The organism is Sphingomonas sp. 179-A 2A2 NHS, from assembly GCF_045371305.1.
In the GTDB taxonomy this organism is placed as follows: domain Bacteria; phylum Pseudomonadota; class Alphaproteobacteria; order Sphingomonadales; family Sphingomonadaceae; genus Sphingomonas.
On record NZ_JBIQDE010000004.1, the window covers coordinates 250,176 to 267,917 of the forward strand.

Here is a 17,742-nt window from a genome sequence, read left to right on the forward strand (position 1 = left end):
AGCGCCGTCACGCCTGGCGTGCGAGCCACTCCTCCAGCCACTTGATGGTGTAATCGCCTTCCTGGAACTCGGGATCGTCGAGCAGGGCCTGATGCAAGGGAATGGTGGTCGTGATTCCCTCGATCACGAATTCCTCCAGCGCGCGGCGCAGGCGCCGGAGCGCACCCTGGCGCGTGGTGCCGTACACGATCAGCTTGGCGACCATGCTGTCGTAATAAGGCGGCACGCGATAGCCGGCGTAGAGACCCGAATCGACGCGCACGTTCATGCCGCCGGGCGCATGGTACAGCGAGACGAGGCCGGGCGACGGCGCGAAGGTGCGCGGATCCTCGGCATTGATGCGGCATTCGATGGCGTGGCCGCGGAAGATGACATCCTCCTGCCGCAGCGTCAGCGGGTGGCCCTCCGCGACGCGAATCTGCTCACGGACGAGATCGAGGCCGGTGATCGCCTCCGTCACCGGATGCTCCACCTGAAGGCGGGTGTTCATCTCGATGAAGTAGAACTCGCCGTTCTCCCACAGGAACTCGATCGTGCCGGCGCCGCGATACCCCATGTCGGCCATCGCGCGGGCGACGATGCCGCCCATCCGCTCGCGCTCTTCGGCCGTGATGACGGGCGAGGGAGCCTCCTCCAGCACCTTCTGGTGGCGGCGCTGCAGCGAGCAATCACGCTCGCCGAGATGGATCGCATTGCCCTTGCCGTCACCGAACACCTGGAATTCGATGTGCCGTGGATTGCCGAGGTACTTTTCCATGTAGACGGTGGCGTCGCCGAACGCGGACTTCGCCTCGTTGCCGGCCTGCGCCATCAACGTTTCCATCTGATCCTCGGACGGCACGACCTTCATGCCGCGCCCGCCGCCGCCCGATGCCGCCTTGATCAGCACCGGATAGCCGATGTCACGCGCGAGGCGCTTGGCCTCCGCCGAATCGGTCAGCGCGCCGTCCGAGCCGGGGACGAGCGGCAAGCCAAGCGCGCCGGCGGTGCGCTTTGCCTCCACCTTGTCGCCCATGGTGCGGATATGCTCGGGCTTGGGCCCGACGAAGATCAGCCCGTGCGCCTCGACGATCTCGGCGAACTTCGCGTTCTCGCTGAGGAAGCCGTAGCCCGGGTGGATCGCATCCGCGCCCGAGATCTCGGCCGCGGAAATGATGTTGGCGATGTTGAGGTAGCTCTCCGCCGCAGACGGCGGGCCGATGCAGATCGCCTCGTCTGCAAGGCGGACGTGCATCGCATCCGCGTCAGCGGTGGAATGCACCGCGACCGTCTTGATCCCCATTTCGTGGCAGGCGCGGTGGATTCGCAGCGCGATCTCACCACGATTGGCAATGAGGAGCTTCTTGATTTCGGGCATATTACTCGACGACCACCAGCGGCTGGTCGAACTCGACCGGCTGGCCATTGTCGACCAAGATCGCCGTCACCGTGCCAGCGCTGGGCGCGGTGATCGGGTTCATCACCTTCATTGCCTCGACGATCAGCAGCGTGTCGCCAGCCTGGACCTGGCGACCGACCGTGACGAACGGCGCAGCGCCCGGCTCGGCGGCGAGATAGGCAGTGCCAACCATCGGCGAGCGGACCGCATTGGCGTTGCTGGGCGAGGGGGCGGCAGATTCCGTCGTCGGCAGCGCTGCGACAGCGCTTGGCGCCGGTGCGGCGGGCGGCGCATGATACACGGTCGGCGCAGCGGCATGCATCACTTCACGCGCGACGCGGATGCGACGATCACCGTCTTCCACTTCAATTTCGGTGAGCTGCGTCGCATCGAGCAGCTCGGCAAGCTGGCGAACGAGATCGACGTCGACCTTCATCACCCCATTATCCTTATCGGCCATGTTCGACCCCTTCCCTGAACAGGGCGCGCGCTCTGTCAGATGCGCGCGGCAGCTTCAAGCGCGAGCATGTATGACATCGCACCGAAGCCGGCGATAGTTCCGCGTGCGGCACGACCCACGAACGAGACATGACGGAATTCTTCGCGGCTGTGCGGGTTCGACAAATGAACTTCGATCACTGGCGTGCGAATCGACTTGATCGCGTCGTGAACCGCGATCGATGTATGCGTGAACGCGCCCGCATTCAGGATCACTGCCTTGGCACTGCGGGCCTGCGCCTCGTGCAGCCAATCGACCAGATGCCCTTCATGATTGGACTGGCGCATATCGATTTCGAGATCGAGCGCCTGTGCACGATCCTCGAGCTGGCCGGCGATATCGTCCAGCGTGTCATGGCCATAAATTTCGGGCTCCCGCGTGCCGAGCAGGTTCAGGTTCGGGCCGTTCAGGACGAAGACGAGGGACAAGGCGCTTCCTTTCTTGAACGCTGTCTGCGTCAGCCCTAGTTGGAACGCAAATCTCCGATCCCCTGGGCCCTGCCGATCGCCGGGCTGCCGCTTCCTCCTCGAACGGGCGAGGGAAGGGGCAGGGTTCAGACAGCGCAGCCCGCAAAGAGGGGGCGGTTCCCCGCCCGCAAAAGGATCCCATGCCGCATTCTGACGGAACCATCTCCATCACCGTGAACGGCGAACACCGGCGCGTCGTCGCCGGGATCACGCTGGCCCAGCTGGCGACCGAACTCGGCCTGGTGCCGGAGAAGGTGGCGGTGGAGCGCAACCTCGAGGTGGTGCCGCGCTCTACGCTGAAGGACGTGGTGGTCGAGGACGGGGACGATCTGGAGATCGTGCATTTCGTCGGCGGCGGCGATCATGCCGCGCGGGTCGACAGCGACACCTGGACGGTTGCGGGCAAGACCTTCCGTTCGCGGCTGATCGTCGGCACCGGCAAGTACAAGGACTTCGCGCAGAACGCCGCGGCGCTCGAGGCGTCGGGCGCGGAGATCGTCACGGTTGCGGTGCGCCGCGTGAACGTCAGCGATCCCAAGGCGCCGATGTTGACGGACTTCATCGATCCAAAGCGCTTCACCTACCTGCCCAATACTGCCGGCTGCTTCACCGCCGATGAAGCGATCCGCACGCTGCGGCTGGCGCGGGAAGCGGGCGGCTGGGATTTGGTCAAGCTTGAGGTGCTGGGCGAGGCGCGCACGCTTTATCCCGACATGCGCGAGACGCTGAAGGCGACCGAAGTCCTGGTGAAGGAGGGCTTCAAGCCGATGGTCTATTGCGTCGACGATCCAATCGCCGCGAAACAGCTGGAAGAGGCGGGCGCGGTGGCGATCATGCCGCTGGGCGCGCCGATCGGATCGGGCCTTGGCATCCAGAACCGGGTGACGATCCGCCTCATCGTGGAGGGCGCCAAGGTGCCGGTACTGGTCGACGCTGGCGTCGGTACGGCGTCCGACGCAGCGGTGGCGATGGAGCTTGGCTGCGACGGTGTGCTGATGAACACGGCGATCGCCGAAGCGAAGGACCCGATCCTGATGGCGGCGGCGATGAAGGCGGCGGTGGAGGCGGGGCGCCTGTCCTATCGCGCGGGCCGCATGGGTATCCGCCGCTACGCCGACCCGTCGTCGCCGCTGGCGGGCCTTATCTGACCTGGGTGGCCGCGCCATCTGCTCCTGGCAAAGCGGATGGCGCGGATGAATGCGGCGGGCCTCAGTTGGCCCGCTCGCTCCGCGGCTTCCACGTGGCGACGCGGAAGAGATAGCCGATCACGATAAGGACGGTGACCGCGACGGCCGCCGGGCCAACAAACCGCTCCAGTTGGGTGAAATACGTGCCTAGCACGACGCCGCCGCCGGCCAGCACCGCATTCCAGATCGCGCTGCCGACGAAGGTGAACGCCAGGAACTTCAACATCGGCATCTTCGCCATGCCTGCCGGCAGCGAAATAACGGTGCGGAACGTGGGCAGGAAGCGGAAGACAAAGATCACCCAGTGGCCGTGCCGGTGGAAGAACCGGTCCAACCGGGCGACATCCTCCCAATCCATCGTCAGCCAGCGCTGGTGCCGCTCCACGAACGGGCGGAAGCGCACGATGCCCATGCGGCGGCCGATCTCGTACCAGAACAGATTGCCGAGCGTGGTGCCGACGGTGCCCCAGAAGATCAGCAGCGGCAGCGTCATCTCGCCGCGCGCGACTGCCATGCCGCCGAGGCCCATGATCACTTCCGACGGGATCGGCGGGATGATGTTCTCCAGCGCCATCAGCAGCAGAATGCCGAAGTATCCGCCCCGTGCGATCCAGTCGATGATGATGTCAGTCATTGGCACCTTGTTCTCGTTGAATGGCGAGCGCCTCGGTCTGGTCCGAGGCGCGTTCCGATCCTTCGCCGGCGATCGAAGGGATCGCTAGCGTTCGTCCCGCACCGCCAGGAGCGCGGGCTGATTAATCATGAAACGTCCGGCGCGGCCTTATCTATCCGCCACCCTGCGTTCGATGGCATCCCAGATGAGGCTGGCGACATCCGTTCCGTCGAACTTCTCGATCGCGACGATGCCGGTGGGGGACGTGACGTTGATCTCGGTCAGCCACTGGCCGCCGATGACATCGATTCCGACGAAGATCAGGCCGCGCTTCTTGAGCTCGGGCCCAAGGGCGGCGCAGATTTCGCGCTCCTTCTCGGTCAGTTCGGTCTTCTCCGCCGATCCGCCGACCGCGAGGTTGCTGCGGATCTCTCCTTCGCCCGGCAGGCGATTGATCGCGCCGGCGACTTCCCCGTCGACCAGCACGATCCGCTTGTCGCCCTTCGCCACGTCCGGAAGGAAGGCCTGCACCATGTGCGGCTCCCGCCACGCCTGGTTAAACACCTCCATCAGCGCGGACAGGTTTTCACCCTCCGGCCCGACGCGGAAGATCGCCTTGCCGCCATTTCCGTGGAGCGGCTTCACGACGATCGCGCCGTGCTGCTTCAGGAAGGCGCGCGCTTCATCAAGCGAGCGGGTGACCAGAGTCGGGGGCATGAAGCGCGCATAATCGAGCACGAACACCTTCTCGGGCGCGTTGCGGACGCTTGCCGGATCATTGACCACCAGGGTGCGATCGCTGATTCGCTCGAGCAGATGGGTGGCCGTGATATAGCCGAGGTCGAACGGTGGATCCTGGCGCATCAGCACCACATCGGCCTCTCCGCCGAGATCTAGGCTGACGGGATCGCCCGCGGTGAAATGATCACCCTCGACGCGCCGCACCTCGACGGGGCGCGCACGGGTCCAGAGCCGGCCATCCGACCAGTTGAGATCCTCCGCCGCATAATGGAACATGCGGTGCCCGCGCTTCTGACCCGCCAGCATGAGCGCAAAGCTCGAATCGCCTGCGATGTTGATCGATTCGAGTGGGTCCATCTGGACCGCGACGGTGAGAGCCACGAGCAACCTCCGTTCGCCCCGAGGCGGCCGAGGATTCGGCCTTCACCTCGTGAGCGGTAGAACAAACAGTGCGTCGACCAGGTCAGCACGGAAAGGGCTCAGGTAAGGGGATGGCCCCGGCTTGTCACCCGATCCACGCATTCTCGATGTGGCGCGGGCGGGTGCCCGGGGCGAGAAGGACAACGTCGACGCGGACGTCCTCGCCATTGAGGGCATAGCGGGACATGAGAATCTCAGCCGCCGCGGCGACGCGGGCGAGGCGCTGGTGATCGATCGCGAAATCAAGTTCGGCGACGGAGGCACGCGTCTTCACCTCGACGAAGGCGACGAGGTTGCCGCGCTTGGCGACCAGATCGACCTCGCCGGCTGGGGTCCGCACGCGCTGATCGAGGATCCTCCAGCCGCGTAGTCGCAGCCACCAGGCAGCGTAACGCTCACCGCGCCGCCCGGCCGCATCGGCGGCGCGGCGGGCCTCGCTGTTACGGCTGGGCGGGGAAGCAGGCACCAGCGGAATGTGCCTGAGCGCTCGTCCAGCGCAACCCCGGTGTCGTCAAACCGTCGCCCCGAACAATTTGCCGACGCCGGCGGTCAGCGCCATGGCGAGCGCGCCCCAGAAGACGACGCGCATCGCGGGGCGAAGCATGGATGCGCCGCCCGTGCGGGCGCCGATCGCACCAAGCAGCGCGAGGAACAGGATCGATCCGACCGCGACACCCGGCGCGATGATCGGGAGCGGCAGCGCGGCAGTGAGTGCGAGCGGCAGCGCGGCGCCGACGGTGAAGCTGGCGGCCGAGGCCATGGCGGCGACCACGGGGCGAGCCACGGTATCATCGGTGATGTGCAGTTCGTCACGGGCGTGCGCCTCCAGCGCATCATGCGCCATCATCTGCCGTGCGACGGTGCGGGCGGTATCGGGCTCGACACCGCGGCTGACATAGATGGCGGCGAGCTCCTGCAGCTCTGCTTCGGGCGAGGTGACGAGTTCGCGCCGCTCGCGCGCCAGATCGGCGCGTTCGGTGTCCGCCTGCGAGCTGACCGAGACATATTCGCCAGCCGCCATCGACATGGCACCGGCAACCAGCGACGCGACGCCGGCCGTCAGCACCGCGGCGTGACTTGAGCCCGCGGAAGCGACGCCGAGGATCAGGCTGGAGGTGGAAACGATGCCGTCGTTCGCGCCCAGCACCGCGGCGCGCAGCCACCCGACTCGTGTGACGAGATGGGTTTCCTTGTGCGGTTCCTTTGCGCGCGTTCGCATGGCGCCTCACCCGTCCGTGCCGCCGGCCGCGGGGGCGGGCATGCTGAGCGTAGCCGCAAAGGAAGGTTCGTGCGAGCAGAGAGTGCGCGAGTTATCGTTGCGCGCTTCTGCCTTGCTGACCTTGAGGTGAAGGCAACCTTCTTTTCAGCTTGTATAACGTTGCGCCCTGCGGGTGCTTCATTCGTCTTTCAGGGTGAGAGCGCGGGCGTACAGTTCCTTGCGGTCGAGCCCGAATTTCTTGGCGACCTCGCCAGCGGCCTTGGCGACCGGTAGCCGCGTCAGCGCGTCCGCCAGCGCCGCATCGGCGTCCTCGATGCTGGCAGGCGGTGCCTCGCCGGGCGGGCCGACGACGATCACGATCTCGCCCTTGGGCGGCGCTTCGGCATAGTGCGCCGCGAGGGTCGACAACGTGCCGGTGACAGCCTCTTCGAAGCGCTTGGTGATCTCGCGCGTCACCGCCGCCTCTCGATCCCCGAGCTGTTCCGCAAGCGCCGCCAGGGTGGCGCCGAGCCGGGGACCGCTTTCGTAGAAGATGAGCGTTGCGCGGATCGCGCCCAGTTCAGCAATCGCTTCCGTGCGCGCCTTCGCCTTGGACGGGAGGAAGCCGGCGAACAGGAATCGATCGGTGGGAAGGCCGGCGAGGGTAAGCGCGGCGACGGCGGCGCAGGGGCCGGGTATCGTCACCACCGTGTGGCCCGCCGCCCGCGCGTCGCGCACCAGCTTGTAGCCGGGATCCGAAATCAGTGGCGTGCCGGCGTCCGAGACAAGCGCGACCGCCTCCGTTGCCATGCGAGCGATCAGGTGGGGGCGGACGTGATCGGCGTTGTGATCGTGATAGGGTGTCATCGGCCGCTTCGTGCCGATGTGGCGAAGCAGGCCGGCGGTGACCCGCGTGTCCTCCGCAGCGATCACCGAGGCGCGCGAGAGGATGTCTGCGGCGCGCGGCGACAAGTCACCGAGATTGCCGATCGGGGTGGCGACGATGTAGAGGCCGGGGCTTAGAGGTTCCACGAGGGGTGTAATGGCAGAGGCCGTAACCAATCCGCAACGGGCGAGCAGGATCGTCCGTGGCTTTGCAGTCGCTGCCGCGCTGCTCGTGTCCGCATGCTCGACGGTGGTGCCCCGCGGGCCCGCACCGCCGCCCCCGGCCAAGAAGGCGCCGCCGCCTGCACCACGCCCGGACGCGGTGGAAGCTGGCATCCCGCGCGATACGGCGCGCAACCGCGTCGCGCTGCTGGTGCCGCTGTCCGGCACCAACGCCGGCGTCGGCAAGAGCCTGGCCAATGCGACCCAGCTGGCGCTGCTCGACACCGGCAACCAGCAGGTGCGAGTCACCAATTACGACACCGCGACCGGTGCTGCCGTGGCGGCACAGCGGGCGATCGCCGATGGCGCGCAGCTGATCCTCGGCCCGCTGCTGTCCGATGACGTTCGCGCCGTGGCGCCGATCGCACGCAAGGCAGGCGTCCCCGTCATTTCCTTCTCGAACGACACCAGCGTGGCCGGGGACGGTGTGTATCTGATGGGATACACGCCGAGCCAGTCGATCGAGCGCGTGGTGGCCTATGCCCGCAGCCGCGGCGTCACCAACTTCGGCGGCCTGGTGCCAAACGCGCTTTACGGCACGCGCGCGTCGACGGTGTTCCTGCGCGCGGTCGAATCGGCCGGCGGCCGGGTGGTTGCGCTGCAGACCTATGATCGCAACAACGGCTCAATCGGCGCTGCCGTCACCAAGATGGCGAAGGATGCGCCGTTCGACGCCGTTCTGATCGCCGATTCGAGCACAACGGCGGCGACGGCCGTGCCGCTGCTGCGCAAGTCGAGCCCGGATACAAAGATTCTGGGTACGGAGCTGTGGAACAGCGACAGCAGCGTCGCGACGCGCCCGGCGCTGAACGGCGCCTGGTTCGCCAGCGTGTCGAATGGTCTTTACCGGCAGTACGCTGCCAAGTACCGGGCGCGCTTCGGCACCGCGCCGTATCGGCTTTCAAGCCTCGGCTATGACGCGGTGCTGCTGACCGCCCGTATCTCGCGCGACTGGCGCGTCGGTGCACCTTTCCCGGAGGTGCGCCTGCGCTCGGGCGAGGGATATGCCGGGATCGACGGCGCGTTCCGCTTCGGCCGCGACGGCGTGGCTGAGCGCGCGTTGGAGGTGCAGGAGATTCGCGGCGGCAGTTCGGCCGTCGTGTCTCCGGCGCCAGCGAGCTTCGGTCGCTGATCAACCGACACGTATTCTTCTGAGGATTACTTGATGTTCGCCTGGTTCCAGCGCCTCCTGCCGAAGCGCGGTAATTTCTTCGAGCTGTTCGACGCCCATGCCGCGGTGACGCTGCAGGCGGCGGAAGCCACGACCCGCCTGTTCGCGGGCGAGGCCGACCGGGAAGCGCTGATCGCGCAGGTGAAGGACCTCGAGCATCAGGCCGACGACATCACCCGCACCGTGCTGCAGACCGTCCGCGTCACGTTCCTGACGCCGTTCGATCGCAGTGCCATCACCGACCTCATCGTCCGCATGGACGACGCGATGGATGCAATGGACGCGGCACTGACCGCCGTCAGCCTCTACGACGTCCGCAGCTTCGAGCCGGACATGCACGCGATGTCGAAGCTGATGCTGGAAGCGGCGCAAGTCACCGTCGAGGCGATGCCGCTGCTGCGTGATGTGGCGCGCAATGGACCCCGCCTGCATGTGCTGACGGAGCGGCTGGTGCGGCTGGAAGGAGAAGTCGACGGGCTGCACGAACAGGGCCTGAAGCGACTGTTCGAACATCACCGCGCGAGTGGCGGGGATCCGATGCGCTTCGTGATCGATCGCGAGATCTTCAAGCATCTGGAGAAGATCTCCGATGCCTTCGAGGATGTCGCGAACGAGATCGACGGTATCGTCATCGATCACGCCTGAGCGATCGACGACCATGCATGAGCTCGCGCTCCCGCTTCTGATCGGCCTGATTATCGTCGCGCTGGCGTTCGATTTTCTCAACGGCCTTCACGATGCGGCCAATTCGATCGCGACCGTGGTCGCGACGCGATTGCTATCCCCTGTCAAGGCGGTGATCTTTGCCGCCTTTTTCAATTTCGCTGCATATTTCCTGACGCTTGCCTTTCCCAGCCTGCACGCGGTCGCAGAAACGATCGGCAAGGGGCTGATCGACCAGAACGCCGTTACGCCGGCGGTGATCTTCGGCGCGCTGGGCGGCGCGATGTTCTGGAACGTGGTGACCTGGCGGAAGGGTATTCCTTCTTCATCGAGCCACGCGCTGATCGGCGGTCTGGTTGGTGCAGGCATCACGCATGCGGGCGTGAACAGCGTGCAGCTCGGCGGCCTGACCAAGACTCTGGCGGCCATCGTCATCTCGCCGACGCTGGGCATGATCCTGGCTATGTTCGTGATGCTGGCGAGCAGTTGGGCGCTGCGGCGTGCGACCGCGAACAAGGCGGAGCGCAGCTTCCGTTCGCTCCATCTCATCTCTTCCGCCGCCTATTCGCTCAGCCACGGCCTCAACGACGCGCAGAAGACGATGGGGATCATCACCGTCCTGCTGTATTCCACGGGCTATCTCAGCGGCGAGTTCGAAGTGCCGCACTGGGTGGCCATCGCCTGCTACGTGGCGATATCGCTCGGCACACTTTCTGGCGGGTGGAAGATCATCGAGACGATGGGCTCGCGCATCACCAAGCTGTCGCAGCACCAGGGGTTCAGCGCCTCGACCGGCGGATCCATCGTGCTCTTCACCGCGTCGGCGCTCGGCATTCCCGTGTCGACCACGCACACGATCACGGGTGCCATCATCGGCGCCGGCGTTGCGCGGCGCACCTCGGCAGTGCGCTGGGGCACGGCGAGCAGCGTGGTGATCGCCTGGATCATCACCATCCCGGCATCCGCCGTGGTGGGGGCCGGCTTCTACGCGCTGACGCTGTTGTTCTGATCCGGGGCGGACGCGCCGCCGCTGCTATTCGAGCAGCTTCGGCGCTTCCTTCTGGAGCTTCGCGCGGATCTTATCGGAGAACATCGCCAGGAACGCGGGCAGTTCGAAGGTGGCGTGCACCTTCGCCTCGAACACGTCGAGCCGCGCCGCAACGCGCTGCCCGAGACCCTCGACGGTGAAGTGAAGCGTATCGCGATCCCAGCGATGCTCGGTAACGGCGCCGCCGGGGATGAAGTCTGCCAGTTTTCCGAAGCTGCTGCCGATCCGCTCCTTGGCGGCGGCGACGCCGAGCTGGTGGGGAATATCGACCTCGATCGGGGCAGTCATCAATTCGTCTCCTTTGCCGCGAACGCGGTCGCGAACAATTGCGCGTCGTCTGCAAACGCCTTGAACTCAAGCGCGTTGCCCGAGGGATCACGGAAGAACATCGTGGCCTGCTCCCCCGGCTGCCCCTTGAAGCGCACGTGCGGCTCGATCCCGAAGCTGATTCCCGCGGCGGCGACACGGTCGGCCAGTGCCTGCCAATCATCCATCGTCAGCACGACGCCGAAATGGGGAACCGGCACGTCATGACCGTCCACCGGGTTGCTGGCACCCGCCGGCCGCACCGCCTCGTCGAGGTGTGCGACGATCTGGTGGCCGTAAAAGTCGAAATCGATCCAGCGGTCGCTCGACCGGCCTTCGCGGCACCCAAGCACGTCACCGTAGAAGGTGCGGGCCTCGGCAAGATCGTGAACGGGAAAGGCGAGGTGGAATGGCCTGAGTGTCATGGCCCGGTGATACACCGTGTGGATGTGGCCGTCACCCGCCACGAAGCTTGCGATCGGCACGCGGGATCATACCTGAGGGAGGGGCGGCTTGCCGGGGGAGGTGCGCTGCTTCAAGGGTTTTGCATCCTGCCCTTGCGGCATTGTTCCGGCGCGCGCCGCTGACGCTGAGGTTTCGGTTGTCGTTCTTGTCTCGATTGTCTCGCAAGCCTGCTCTTCTGTCGCTGCTGCTCGGTGTGGCCGCGGCGTGCGGCTTTGCGCCGTTGCAGCTGTGGCCGCTGACCGTCGCGTCGCTCGCGCTGTTCATGTGGCTGATCCACCGCGCCCCAAGCGGCAAGGCCGCACTGTGGCAGGGCTGGACCTTTGGCGTTGGCCACTTCACGATCAACAACAACTGGTTCCAGCACGCCTTTGATTTCCAGGACAAGATGCCGCCGGTGCTGGGGTACGCCGCACCGCTGGCGTTGGCGCTGTACCTCGCTGTTTATCCGGCTGCTGCTGCCTGGGTTGCCTGGCGCTTTCGCCGGCCGCGCATTGATGCCGGCTATGTGCTGATCTTCGCCGCGGCGTGGATCGTGGCGGAGTGGCTGCGCAGCGTGATGTTCACCGGCTACGCCTGGGATCCGCTCGGCGTCATCTGGGTGCCGGTGCAGCCGGTCGCAGCGCTGGCGGCATGGATCGGCACCTATGCGCTGTCCGGCCTGACCGTGCTGGGCGCAGGATTGCTGCTCCTCCTGCCGCTGCGCTGGGCCGCGGTGGCCGGGGTTGTGGCCGGCGCGATCCTCGGCGGACTGCAACTGGTTAGCTATCGCGGAATCGACGCGCCGGCCAAGCCTGACGCGCTGCGCGTCCGCGCGGTTCAGCCCAACGTTCCGCAGGACGAGCGGGGCGAGAGCGATGGCGAGATGATGCTCGCCAAGCTGTCCGAACTGTCCGGCAGGCCGGGCGCGGCGCCGCGCCTGGTGTTGTGGCCGGAAGGGGTGGTCCGCGACTATTTCGAGGATGGCTATCCCGACTACGCCTATATGAGCGACCCGGTCTGGCTGCGCTGGCGCATGGCGCGGCTGCTGGGGCCGCGCGACCTGTTGATGACAGGTGGCACGGCCTTGCAGTTCGACCAGATGGGCAGGGCAGTTACCGCCACAAACTCCGTGTTTGCCGTCGATCATCGTGCGCGGATCGTGGGCCGCTACGACAAGGCGCACCTTGTCCCCTACGGCGAGTATCTCCCGATGCCGTGGTTGCTGAAGCCGATCGGGCTCGATCGCCTGGTGCCGGGATCGATGGATTTTGCGGAAGGGCCGGGGCCGCGTGCGCTCACCGTGCCGGGCTTCGGGCCGATCGGCATCCAGATCTGCTACGAGATCATCTTCTCCGGCCAGGTGGTGGATCGCGCCAACCGGCCGCGTGCCTTGTTCAACCCGTCCAACGATGCCTGGTTCGGCAAATGGGGCCCGCCGCAGCATCTGGCGCAGGCGCGGATGCGGGCGATCGAGGAAGGGCTGCCGATCATCCGAGCGACGCCAAACGGTATTTCGGCGGTGATTGGAGCCGACGGGCGCCTGATCGGCACTGTGCCGCACGAGACCGCGGGGGCGGTCGAGGTGCCGATGCCGGAGCCGCTGCCGCCGACCTTGTTTTCTAGGCTCGGCAACTGGCTGGCGGTGATCGTGGCATTCGGTCTTGCTGCCGTGGCCATTGCCATCCGACGTCGCGCGGACTAGGGACATATAAAGCTATCTTTATATCGTTATCTCACCTCATTCAGGCGGAGTGAACATGCGCCAGTCGTACCTCTTCACCAGCGAATCGGTCTCCGAAGGCCACCCGGACAAGGTTGCCGACCAGATTTCCGACGCGATCGTGGACCTTTTCCTGTCCAAGGATCCTGAGGCGCGCATCGCCTGCGAAACGATGACCACCACGCAGTTGGTCGTCCTGGCGGGCGAGATTCGCTGCAAGGGCGTCTACGAGAACGGCGCCTGGGCGCCGGGTGCGGAAGAAGAGATTGAAGCGACCGTGCGCAATACGGTGAAGCGCATCGGTTATGAGCAGGAGGGCTTCCACTGGAAGACCTTCCGGTTCGAGAACAACCTGCATGGCCAGTCCGTACAGATCGCGCAGGGTGTCGATGCGAGCGGCAACAAGGACGAAGGCGCGGGCGACCAGGGCATCATGTTCGGCTTCGCCTGCGACGAGACGCCGGACCTCATGCCGGCGACGCTGTATTACAGCCACCGCATCCTGCAGCGCATGGCCGACGATCGTCACTCGGGCGCGGCGCCGTTCCTGGAGCCGGACGCCAAGAGCCAAGTCACGCTGCGCTTCGAGGACGGCAAGCCGGTCGCCTGCACCGCGATCGTCGTGTCGACGCAGCATGCCGCCGGCTATGACAAGGGCGACAAGGAAGCCGAGCTTCACGCTTATGTGAAGAAGGTGGTGGCCGATGTGCTGCCGGCCGAACTGCTGTCGGACGCCACGGTCTATCACATCAACCCGACCGGCAGCTTCGAGATCGGCGGCCCGGACGGCGATGCTGGTCTGACCGGCCGAAAGATCATCGTCGACACCTATGGCGGCGCGAGCCCGCACGGCGGCGGCGCGTTCAGCGGCAAGGACCCGACCAAGGTGGATCGTTCGGCGGCGTACATCACGCGCTATCTGGCGAAGAACATCGTCGCGGCCGGCCTTGCCAAGCGCTGCACGATCCAGCTCGCCTATGCGATCGGCGTCGCCAAGCCGCTGTCGCTCTATGTCGATACGCACGGCACCGGCACGGTGGGCGACGACAAGATTGAGGCGGCGATCGCGGGCATCGAGAAGCTGGGCGGCATGACGCCGCGTGGCATCCGCACGCACCTGGGCCTCAACAAGCCGATCTATGAGCGCAGCGCGGCCTATGGCCACTTCGGTCGCGAGGCAGACGGCGACTTCTTCCCGTGGGAGAAGCTGGACCTGGTTGAGGATCTGAAGGCCGCGCTACAGGCGTGACAGCCGGAGCGCATCCCTAGCTGGGATGCGCCTCCGCCTCGGCGATCGCGCGTTGGTCCGCGCGATTGCCGAGCGCCGACAATATCGCGCGCTCGGCGAAATGCAGGGCTGCCCCAGCCACGGCATCGGCCGTCCAGCCGATCGCTGCTCCGACCAACACATCACTTGGATAGTGGGCGCCGCGCGGCAGTTGCGCTGCCGCAATGCCTGCCGCCCAACTTCGCGCCGGACCGGCGAATTGCGGTGTTTCGTGAGCGATGGCCTGGGCGACGCCAACCGCGCCGGCCGTGTGGCCCGAGGGAAAAGAGTTGAAGTCCGTGTCGCTCGCACCCTCGGCTGCTTTCGCGCGGTGCCTGCCGTCTTTCAGCGCCCGACCCGGCCGCGTGCGATCGATTGACTTCTTCAAGATCGTTTTCGCACCGGTGGCAATGGCATGTGCAAGCAGCATCCGCGCGCCAGTGCGCGTGACCTTCGGTTCACGGAGGACCAGGCCGGTGCCGAGGGTGATGAGTGAGATGGCGACGAGCGGCGGCTGATCCGCGACCTCGCTTGCGGCGCCCAGAGCCGCGACTGGCGTGCGATGACGCGCGGCGGCGACGGAGCCTACCAGTTCATGTTCTGCGTCGGCAGCCTTGGTCGCTTTTCCCATGAGCGGTGAAACGGCAGCGGAGTGACTTTGCTCCCGCCCGTCATGTCGCTATCGCGCCGGCGATGAACGATCCAGTTACCATCCGTCGGCTTTACGGCCGGCGCCAGGGCCATAAGTTGCGCGACGGGCAGGCCGCGCTCGTCGAGGAATTGCTGCCGAAGGTCGAAGTGCCGCAATCCGGCCCGCTGGATGCTGAGGTGCTCTTCGGGGCCGCACGCCCGTTGCGGCTGGAGATCGGCTTTGGGGCCGGGGAGCATCTCGCAGGGCAGGCGTTGGCGGCGCCGGAGACGGGCTTCATCGGGTGCGAGCCCTTTCTGAACGGCGTCGTCGGCGCCTTGGGCCACATCCGCGATCAGAAGCTGGATAATGTCCGCCTGCACATGGGCGACGCGCTGACGGTGCTGGAGCGATTGCCGGATGCGTCGCTGGATGGCGTCTACCTGCTTCATCCCGATCCTTGGCCCAAGGCGCGGCACGCGAAGCGCCGCATGATCAACCACGGCCCACTCGACGTGATCGCCGCCAAGCTGAAGCCGGGCGCGGAGTTCCGGCTCGGCACCGATGATCCGACTTATTGCCGATGGTCGATGATGGTGATGGGGCAGCGGCGGGATTTCACCTGGACGGCCAAGCGCTCCGCCGACTTTCTCGAGCGACCGGCCGATTGGCCGCAGACGCGCTACGATCAGAAGGCGCGGCGGCACGGGAAGGAGGTCTGGTACTTCAGGTACCTTCGGGTGTGAACGGTCGGCTTGCCAACCGCAGATCGTGAGTGCACGGGTGTCCGTCCCTTGTATATTCTTTGGCCCACGTCCCTCTTCCGTGTTCGTTGTCTTAGAGCAAAGTCTATGCAAGATAAGCCGCTGACCATTTACTACAATGCTCAGAGGTTTCATGCTCCATCGGGTGGCGTTCATTTTCGGTATCTTTCTGATGCTCGCGTCATGCGCTGAAAAGGGCGACGGTCCTGTATTTTCCTCGGGCGATCGCTACGGCGGGCCGACCGATATGGTGAGAGACTACACGCTGGAGACTGGCGATCGTGTTCGCCTGACCGTCTTCAACGAGCCGAGCCTGACAGGTGAGTTTTGGGTAAATCCGGATGGCTTTCTCTCGCTGCCGCTGATCGGCAACGTGAAGGCGAGCGGGCGGACCGTAAACGAGATTTCATCCGAGGCAACGGCGCGCTTCGGTGACGGTTATCTGCGTAGTCCGCGGTTGGCGATGGAAGTTTCGGTATTTCGTCCGTTTTATATCCTGGGGGAAGTTTCGGAGCCCGGACAGTATCCGTACGTGTCTGGACTGACGGCGATCAACGCGGTTGCTACAGCCAAGGGATTCACCCCGCGTGCCAATCGCGACGTCATACGTATTCGGCGGCAGGGCGGAAGGGGGGAAGTCAATTATCGCCTTACATCCGAGCTTATGATCTATCCTGGCGACACCGTTCGCATCGGTGAACGTTTCTTCTGATCAGTGATACGACGATGACTATTAACAAGTTCATCTTGTGCTGGCCGAAAAATCTCTGCAGAGAGGTTGGGGCTATGGGGGCATCGGAAGTTGGCGTTCAGGCGCGCGCTATTCGTCATGGCGATTGCTGGTGGCCAGTTCGCGGCATCTATAGCTGCGGCGCAGGACGGCCTCGTAGTACAACCCGCGATCCCGCAGGGGTTTGATCGCGATCGAAATGTGAGTGTGCTGTCGCGGGCGAGACCATCCTATTCCGCGCTCGGCATTAGTTTCGGCGACTTGCTGCTTTATCCTGAAGTGGAAACAGGCGCCGGCGCGACGAGCAACGCTTATCTGACCGACCGGAACCGGGCCGAAGCGGCTTTCGCGTCGATGAAATCCTCACTTCGCATTGCATCGGCTTGGTCGCGACATGCGATCGGCGCGAACGCGAGCGTAGCCCGGCGGAGTTTTATTGGTCAGTCCCGGCGGAATGAGCGGACGTGGAACCTCCAGGCGAACAGTGAGGTCGAGTTAGGAAGGACCTTCTCCATTCTGGCCGAGGCGCAGTCCACGCGGGAGATCGAGAACCAGTTCTCGGGCGAGGTGAGCAGCCCGGTAGCTGCACTCTCCCGATTTCGGCGTGACCGCACGGCTGTGAGGGCAGAATATGTCTCAGGGAGGGTCCGCATCTTCGGCGTGGCCGATCATGCGGAATTCCGGTTCAGCCCTGTGCCACTGCTGGACGGAACATTGCGTGATCAGCAGAACCGCAACCGCGAGGTTTCACGTCTCACCGCACAGTTCGAATATGCGCGCACACCTAGCGCCTCGCTGTTCGTGCAGGCGGGATATACCGACATCATATTCCCGCGGCGGCATGGTTCCGCGTCGCGGCTGAATTCGAAGGCGGTGTGCACGCTTGTTGGTGCCAACGTCGATCTGGCGGGGCGCGCCCGGGGTACGGTGGGGTTCGGGTACAGCATCCGTGACTATCCCAGTTCTTTGCTCGGCCGTGTTCAGGGGATTGTAATTGAAGGTCGCGTCGAGCTGTTTCCAAGTGAGCGACTGACGATCACGACCAATGCCCAGCGGACGATAGAAGACTCGACCAGTGGAAATCTGGATCCGCGGCCCTTCTGGGACAATCGCGCATCGTTGCGTGGTGACTATGAGCTTCTTCACAACCTGATCATATCAGGCGCCGTGGACTTTTCTCGGCAAGCTTTCATGGGTCTAGACCACCGGAGTTCGATCTTCCAGGTCGGCGGAATTGGGCGATTTCTTGTGTCTCGTCGTCTTAGCCTCGAAGGAGCCGCCAGTTACGCTCAGCGCAAGTCAAATGGAGCGGACAGGAAAGACGCGCCCAGTGAGGCCCGGATTCAGGCCGGTTTGAATTTTCACATTTAGTTTCGATGATCCACTCGAAC

At 65.1% G+C, this 17,742-nt stretch carries 20 protein-coding genes; 9 read left to right on the forward strand and 11 right to left on the reverse strand.

Features of this window, described 5'->3' with window-relative positions; translation table 11 throughout:
- Positions 1 to 7 precede the first annotated feature (7 nt).
- The 3 genes from accC to aroQ are packed head-to-tail and all read right to left on the reverse strand — an operon-like array spanning position 8 to position 2,305.
- A complete protein-coding gene (accC, locus tag ACH0AE_RS10615) occupies positions 8 to 1,357 on the reverse strand; it encodes an acetyl-CoA carboxylase biotin carboxylase subunit (RefSeq protein WP_294444105.1) in 1,350 nt (449 codons plus the stop codon).
- A gap of 1 nt (position 1,358) precedes the next feature.
- Complete coding sequence (accB, locus tag ACH0AE_RS10620) at positions 1,359 to 1,838, reverse strand: acetyl-CoA carboxylase biotin carboxyl carrier protein (RefSeq protein WP_294444106.1); 480 nt, start codon at positions 1,836 to 1,838, stop codon at positions 1,359 to 1,361.
- A gap of 35 nt (positions 1,839 to 1,873) precedes the next feature.
- On the reverse strand, positions 1,874 to 2,305 hold the full coding sequence (gene aroQ, locus ACH0AE_RS10625) for a type II 3-dehydroquinate dehydratase (RefSeq protein WP_294444107.1): 432 nt from the start codon (positions 2,303 to 2,305) through the stop codon (positions 1,874 to 1,876).
- Positions 2,306 to 2,484: 179 nt separating this feature from the next.
- Between aroQ and thiS the strand changes: the two genes are divergently transcribed.
- A complete protein-coding gene (gene thiS / locus ACH0AE_RS10630; protein WP_294444108.1) occupies positions 2,485 to 3,492 on the forward strand; it encodes a sulfur carrier protein ThiS in 1,008 nt (335 codons plus the stop codon).
- Positions 3,493 to 3,553: 61 nt separating this feature from the next.
- On the opposite strand, the gene ACH0AE_RS10635 is transcribed toward thiS, so the two are convergent.
- The 5 genes from ACH0AE_RS10635 to rsmI form a co-directional block, all read right to left on the reverse strand.
- On the reverse strand, positions 3,554 to 4,165 hold the full coding sequence (locus ACH0AE_RS10635) for a DedA family protein (RefSeq protein WP_294444109.1): 612 nt from the start codon (positions 4,163 to 4,165) through the stop codon (positions 3,554 to 3,556).
- Positions 4,166 to 4,312: 147 nt separating this feature from the next.
- Positions 4,313 to 5,266: a glutathione synthase gene (gene gshB, locus ACH0AE_RS10640; protein ID WP_294444110.1), complete on the reverse strand. Its 954-nt coding sequence runs from the start codon at positions 5,264 to 5,266 to the stop codon at positions 4,313 to 4,315.
- A 124-nt stretch (positions 5,267 to 5,390) separates the two neighbouring features.
- A complete protein-coding gene (locus tag ACH0AE_RS10645; RefSeq protein WP_294444111.1) occupies positions 5,391 to 5,771 on the reverse strand; it encodes a YraN family protein in 381 nt (126 codons plus the stop codon).
- A 45-nt stretch (positions 5,772 to 5,816) separates the two neighbouring features.
- Positions 5,817 to 6,524 (reverse strand): VIT family protein, encoded by a 708-nt coding sequence (locus ACH0AE_RS10650; RefSeq protein WP_294444112.1) that lies wholly within the window; start codon positions 6,522 to 6,524, stop codon positions 5,817 to 5,819.
- 177 nt (positions 6,525 to 6,701) lie between these two features.
- A complete protein-coding gene (gene rsmI, locus ACH0AE_RS10655) occupies positions 6,702 to 7,535 on the reverse strand; it encodes a 16S rRNA (cytidine(1402)-2'-O)-methyltransferase (RefSeq protein WP_294444113.1) in 834 nt (277 codons plus the stop codon).
- Between the two features lie 10 nt (positions 7,536 to 7,545).
- Here rsmI and ACH0AE_RS10660 point away from each other — a divergent pair, with 10 nt between their 5' ends.
- Genes ACH0AE_RS10660 through ACH0AE_RS10670 form a run of 3 tightly spaced genes read left to right on the forward strand, consistent with a single transcriptional unit; the run spans position 7,546 to position 10,453 of the window.
- Positions 7,546 to 8,742, forward strand: a complete 1,197-nt coding sequence (locus ACH0AE_RS10660) for a penicillin-binding protein activator (protein WP_294444114.1) — start codon at positions 7,546 to 7,548, stop codon at positions 8,740 to 8,742.
- 33 nt (positions 8,743 to 8,775) lie between these two features.
- Positions 8,776 to 9,426, forward strand: a complete 651-nt coding sequence (locus ACH0AE_RS10665) for a DUF47 domain-containing protein (protein WP_294444115.1) — start codon at positions 8,776 to 8,778, stop codon at positions 9,424 to 9,426.
- A gap of 13 nt (positions 9,427 to 9,439) precedes the next feature.
- A complete protein-coding gene (locus ACH0AE_RS10670; RefSeq protein WP_294444116.1) occupies positions 9,440 to 10,453 on the forward strand; it encodes an inorganic phosphate transporter in 1,014 nt (337 codons plus the stop codon).
- Positions 10,454 to 10,477: 24 nt separating this feature from the next.
- On the opposite strand, the gene ACH0AE_RS10675 is transcribed toward ACH0AE_RS10670, so the two are convergent.
- Together ACH0AE_RS10675 and ACH0AE_RS10680 are read right to left on the reverse strand one after the other, a co-directional pair.
- A complete protein-coding gene (locus ACH0AE_RS10675; RefSeq protein ID WP_294444118.1) occupies positions 10,478 to 10,780 on the reverse strand; it encodes a polyhydroxyalkanoic acid system family protein in 303 nt (100 codons plus the stop codon).
- Positions 10,780 to 11,223, reverse strand: a complete 444-nt coding sequence (locus tag ACH0AE_RS10680; protein WP_294444126.1) for a VOC family protein — start codon at positions 11,221 to 11,223, stop codon at positions 10,780 to 10,782. Before ACH0AE_RS10680 ends, ACH0AE_RS10675 begins: the two co-directional genes overlap by 1 nt.
- A gap of 194 nt (positions 11,224 to 11,417) precedes the next feature.
- Between ACH0AE_RS10680 and lnt the strand changes: the two genes are divergently transcribed.
- Positions 11,418 to 12,944 (forward strand): apolipoprotein N-acyltransferase, encoded by a 1,527-nt coding sequence (gene lnt, locus ACH0AE_RS10685; protein WP_294444128.1) that lies wholly within the window; start codon positions 11,418 to 11,420, stop codon positions 12,942 to 12,944.
- 55 nt (positions 12,945 to 12,999) lie between these two features.
- Positions 13,000 to 14,211, forward strand: coding sequence for a methionine adenosyltransferase (gene metK, locus ACH0AE_RS10690; protein ID WP_294444119.1), 1,212 nt, complete (start codon positions 13,000 to 13,002; stop codon positions 14,209 to 14,211).
- Between the two features lie 16 nt (positions 14,212 to 14,227).
- Here the strand turns inward: metK and ACH0AE_RS10695 are convergent, their stop codons facing one another.
- Complete coding sequence (locus tag ACH0AE_RS10695; protein ID WP_294444120.1) at positions 14,228 to 14,659, reverse strand: phosphatase PAP2 family protein; 432 nt, start codon at positions 14,657 to 14,659, stop codon at positions 14,228 to 14,230.
- 263 nt (positions 14,660 to 14,922) lie between these two features.
- Between ACH0AE_RS10695 and ACH0AE_RS10700 the strand changes: the two genes are divergently transcribed.
- From ACH0AE_RS10700 to ACH0AE_RS10710, 3 genes are all read left to right on the forward strand, one after another.
- Positions 14,923 to 15,603: a tRNA (guanosine(46)-N(7))-methyltransferase TrmB gene (locus tag ACH0AE_RS10700; RefSeq protein ID WP_294444121.1), complete on the forward strand. Its 681-nt coding sequence runs from the start codon at positions 14,923 to 14,925 to the stop codon at positions 15,601 to 15,603.
- Between the two features lie 151 nt (positions 15,604 to 15,754).
- The gene (locus tag ACH0AE_RS10705; RefSeq protein ID WP_406875734.1) at positions 15,755 to 16,333 is read left to right on the forward strand and encodes a polysaccharide biosynthesis/export family protein; all 579 of its coding nucleotides are present in this window, start codon (positions 15,755 to 15,757) and stop codon (positions 16,331 to 16,333) included.
- A 117-nt stretch (positions 16,334 to 16,450) separates the two neighbouring features.
- Positions 16,451 to 17,722 carry an outer membrane beta-barrel protein gene (locus tag ACH0AE_RS10710; RefSeq protein ID WP_294444123.1) on the forward strand — a complete coding sequence of 424 codons (1,272 nt, stop codon included), beginning with the start codon at positions 16,451 to 16,453 and terminating at the stop codon, positions 17,720 to 17,722.
- Positions 17,723 to 17,742 lie beyond the last annotated feature (20 nt).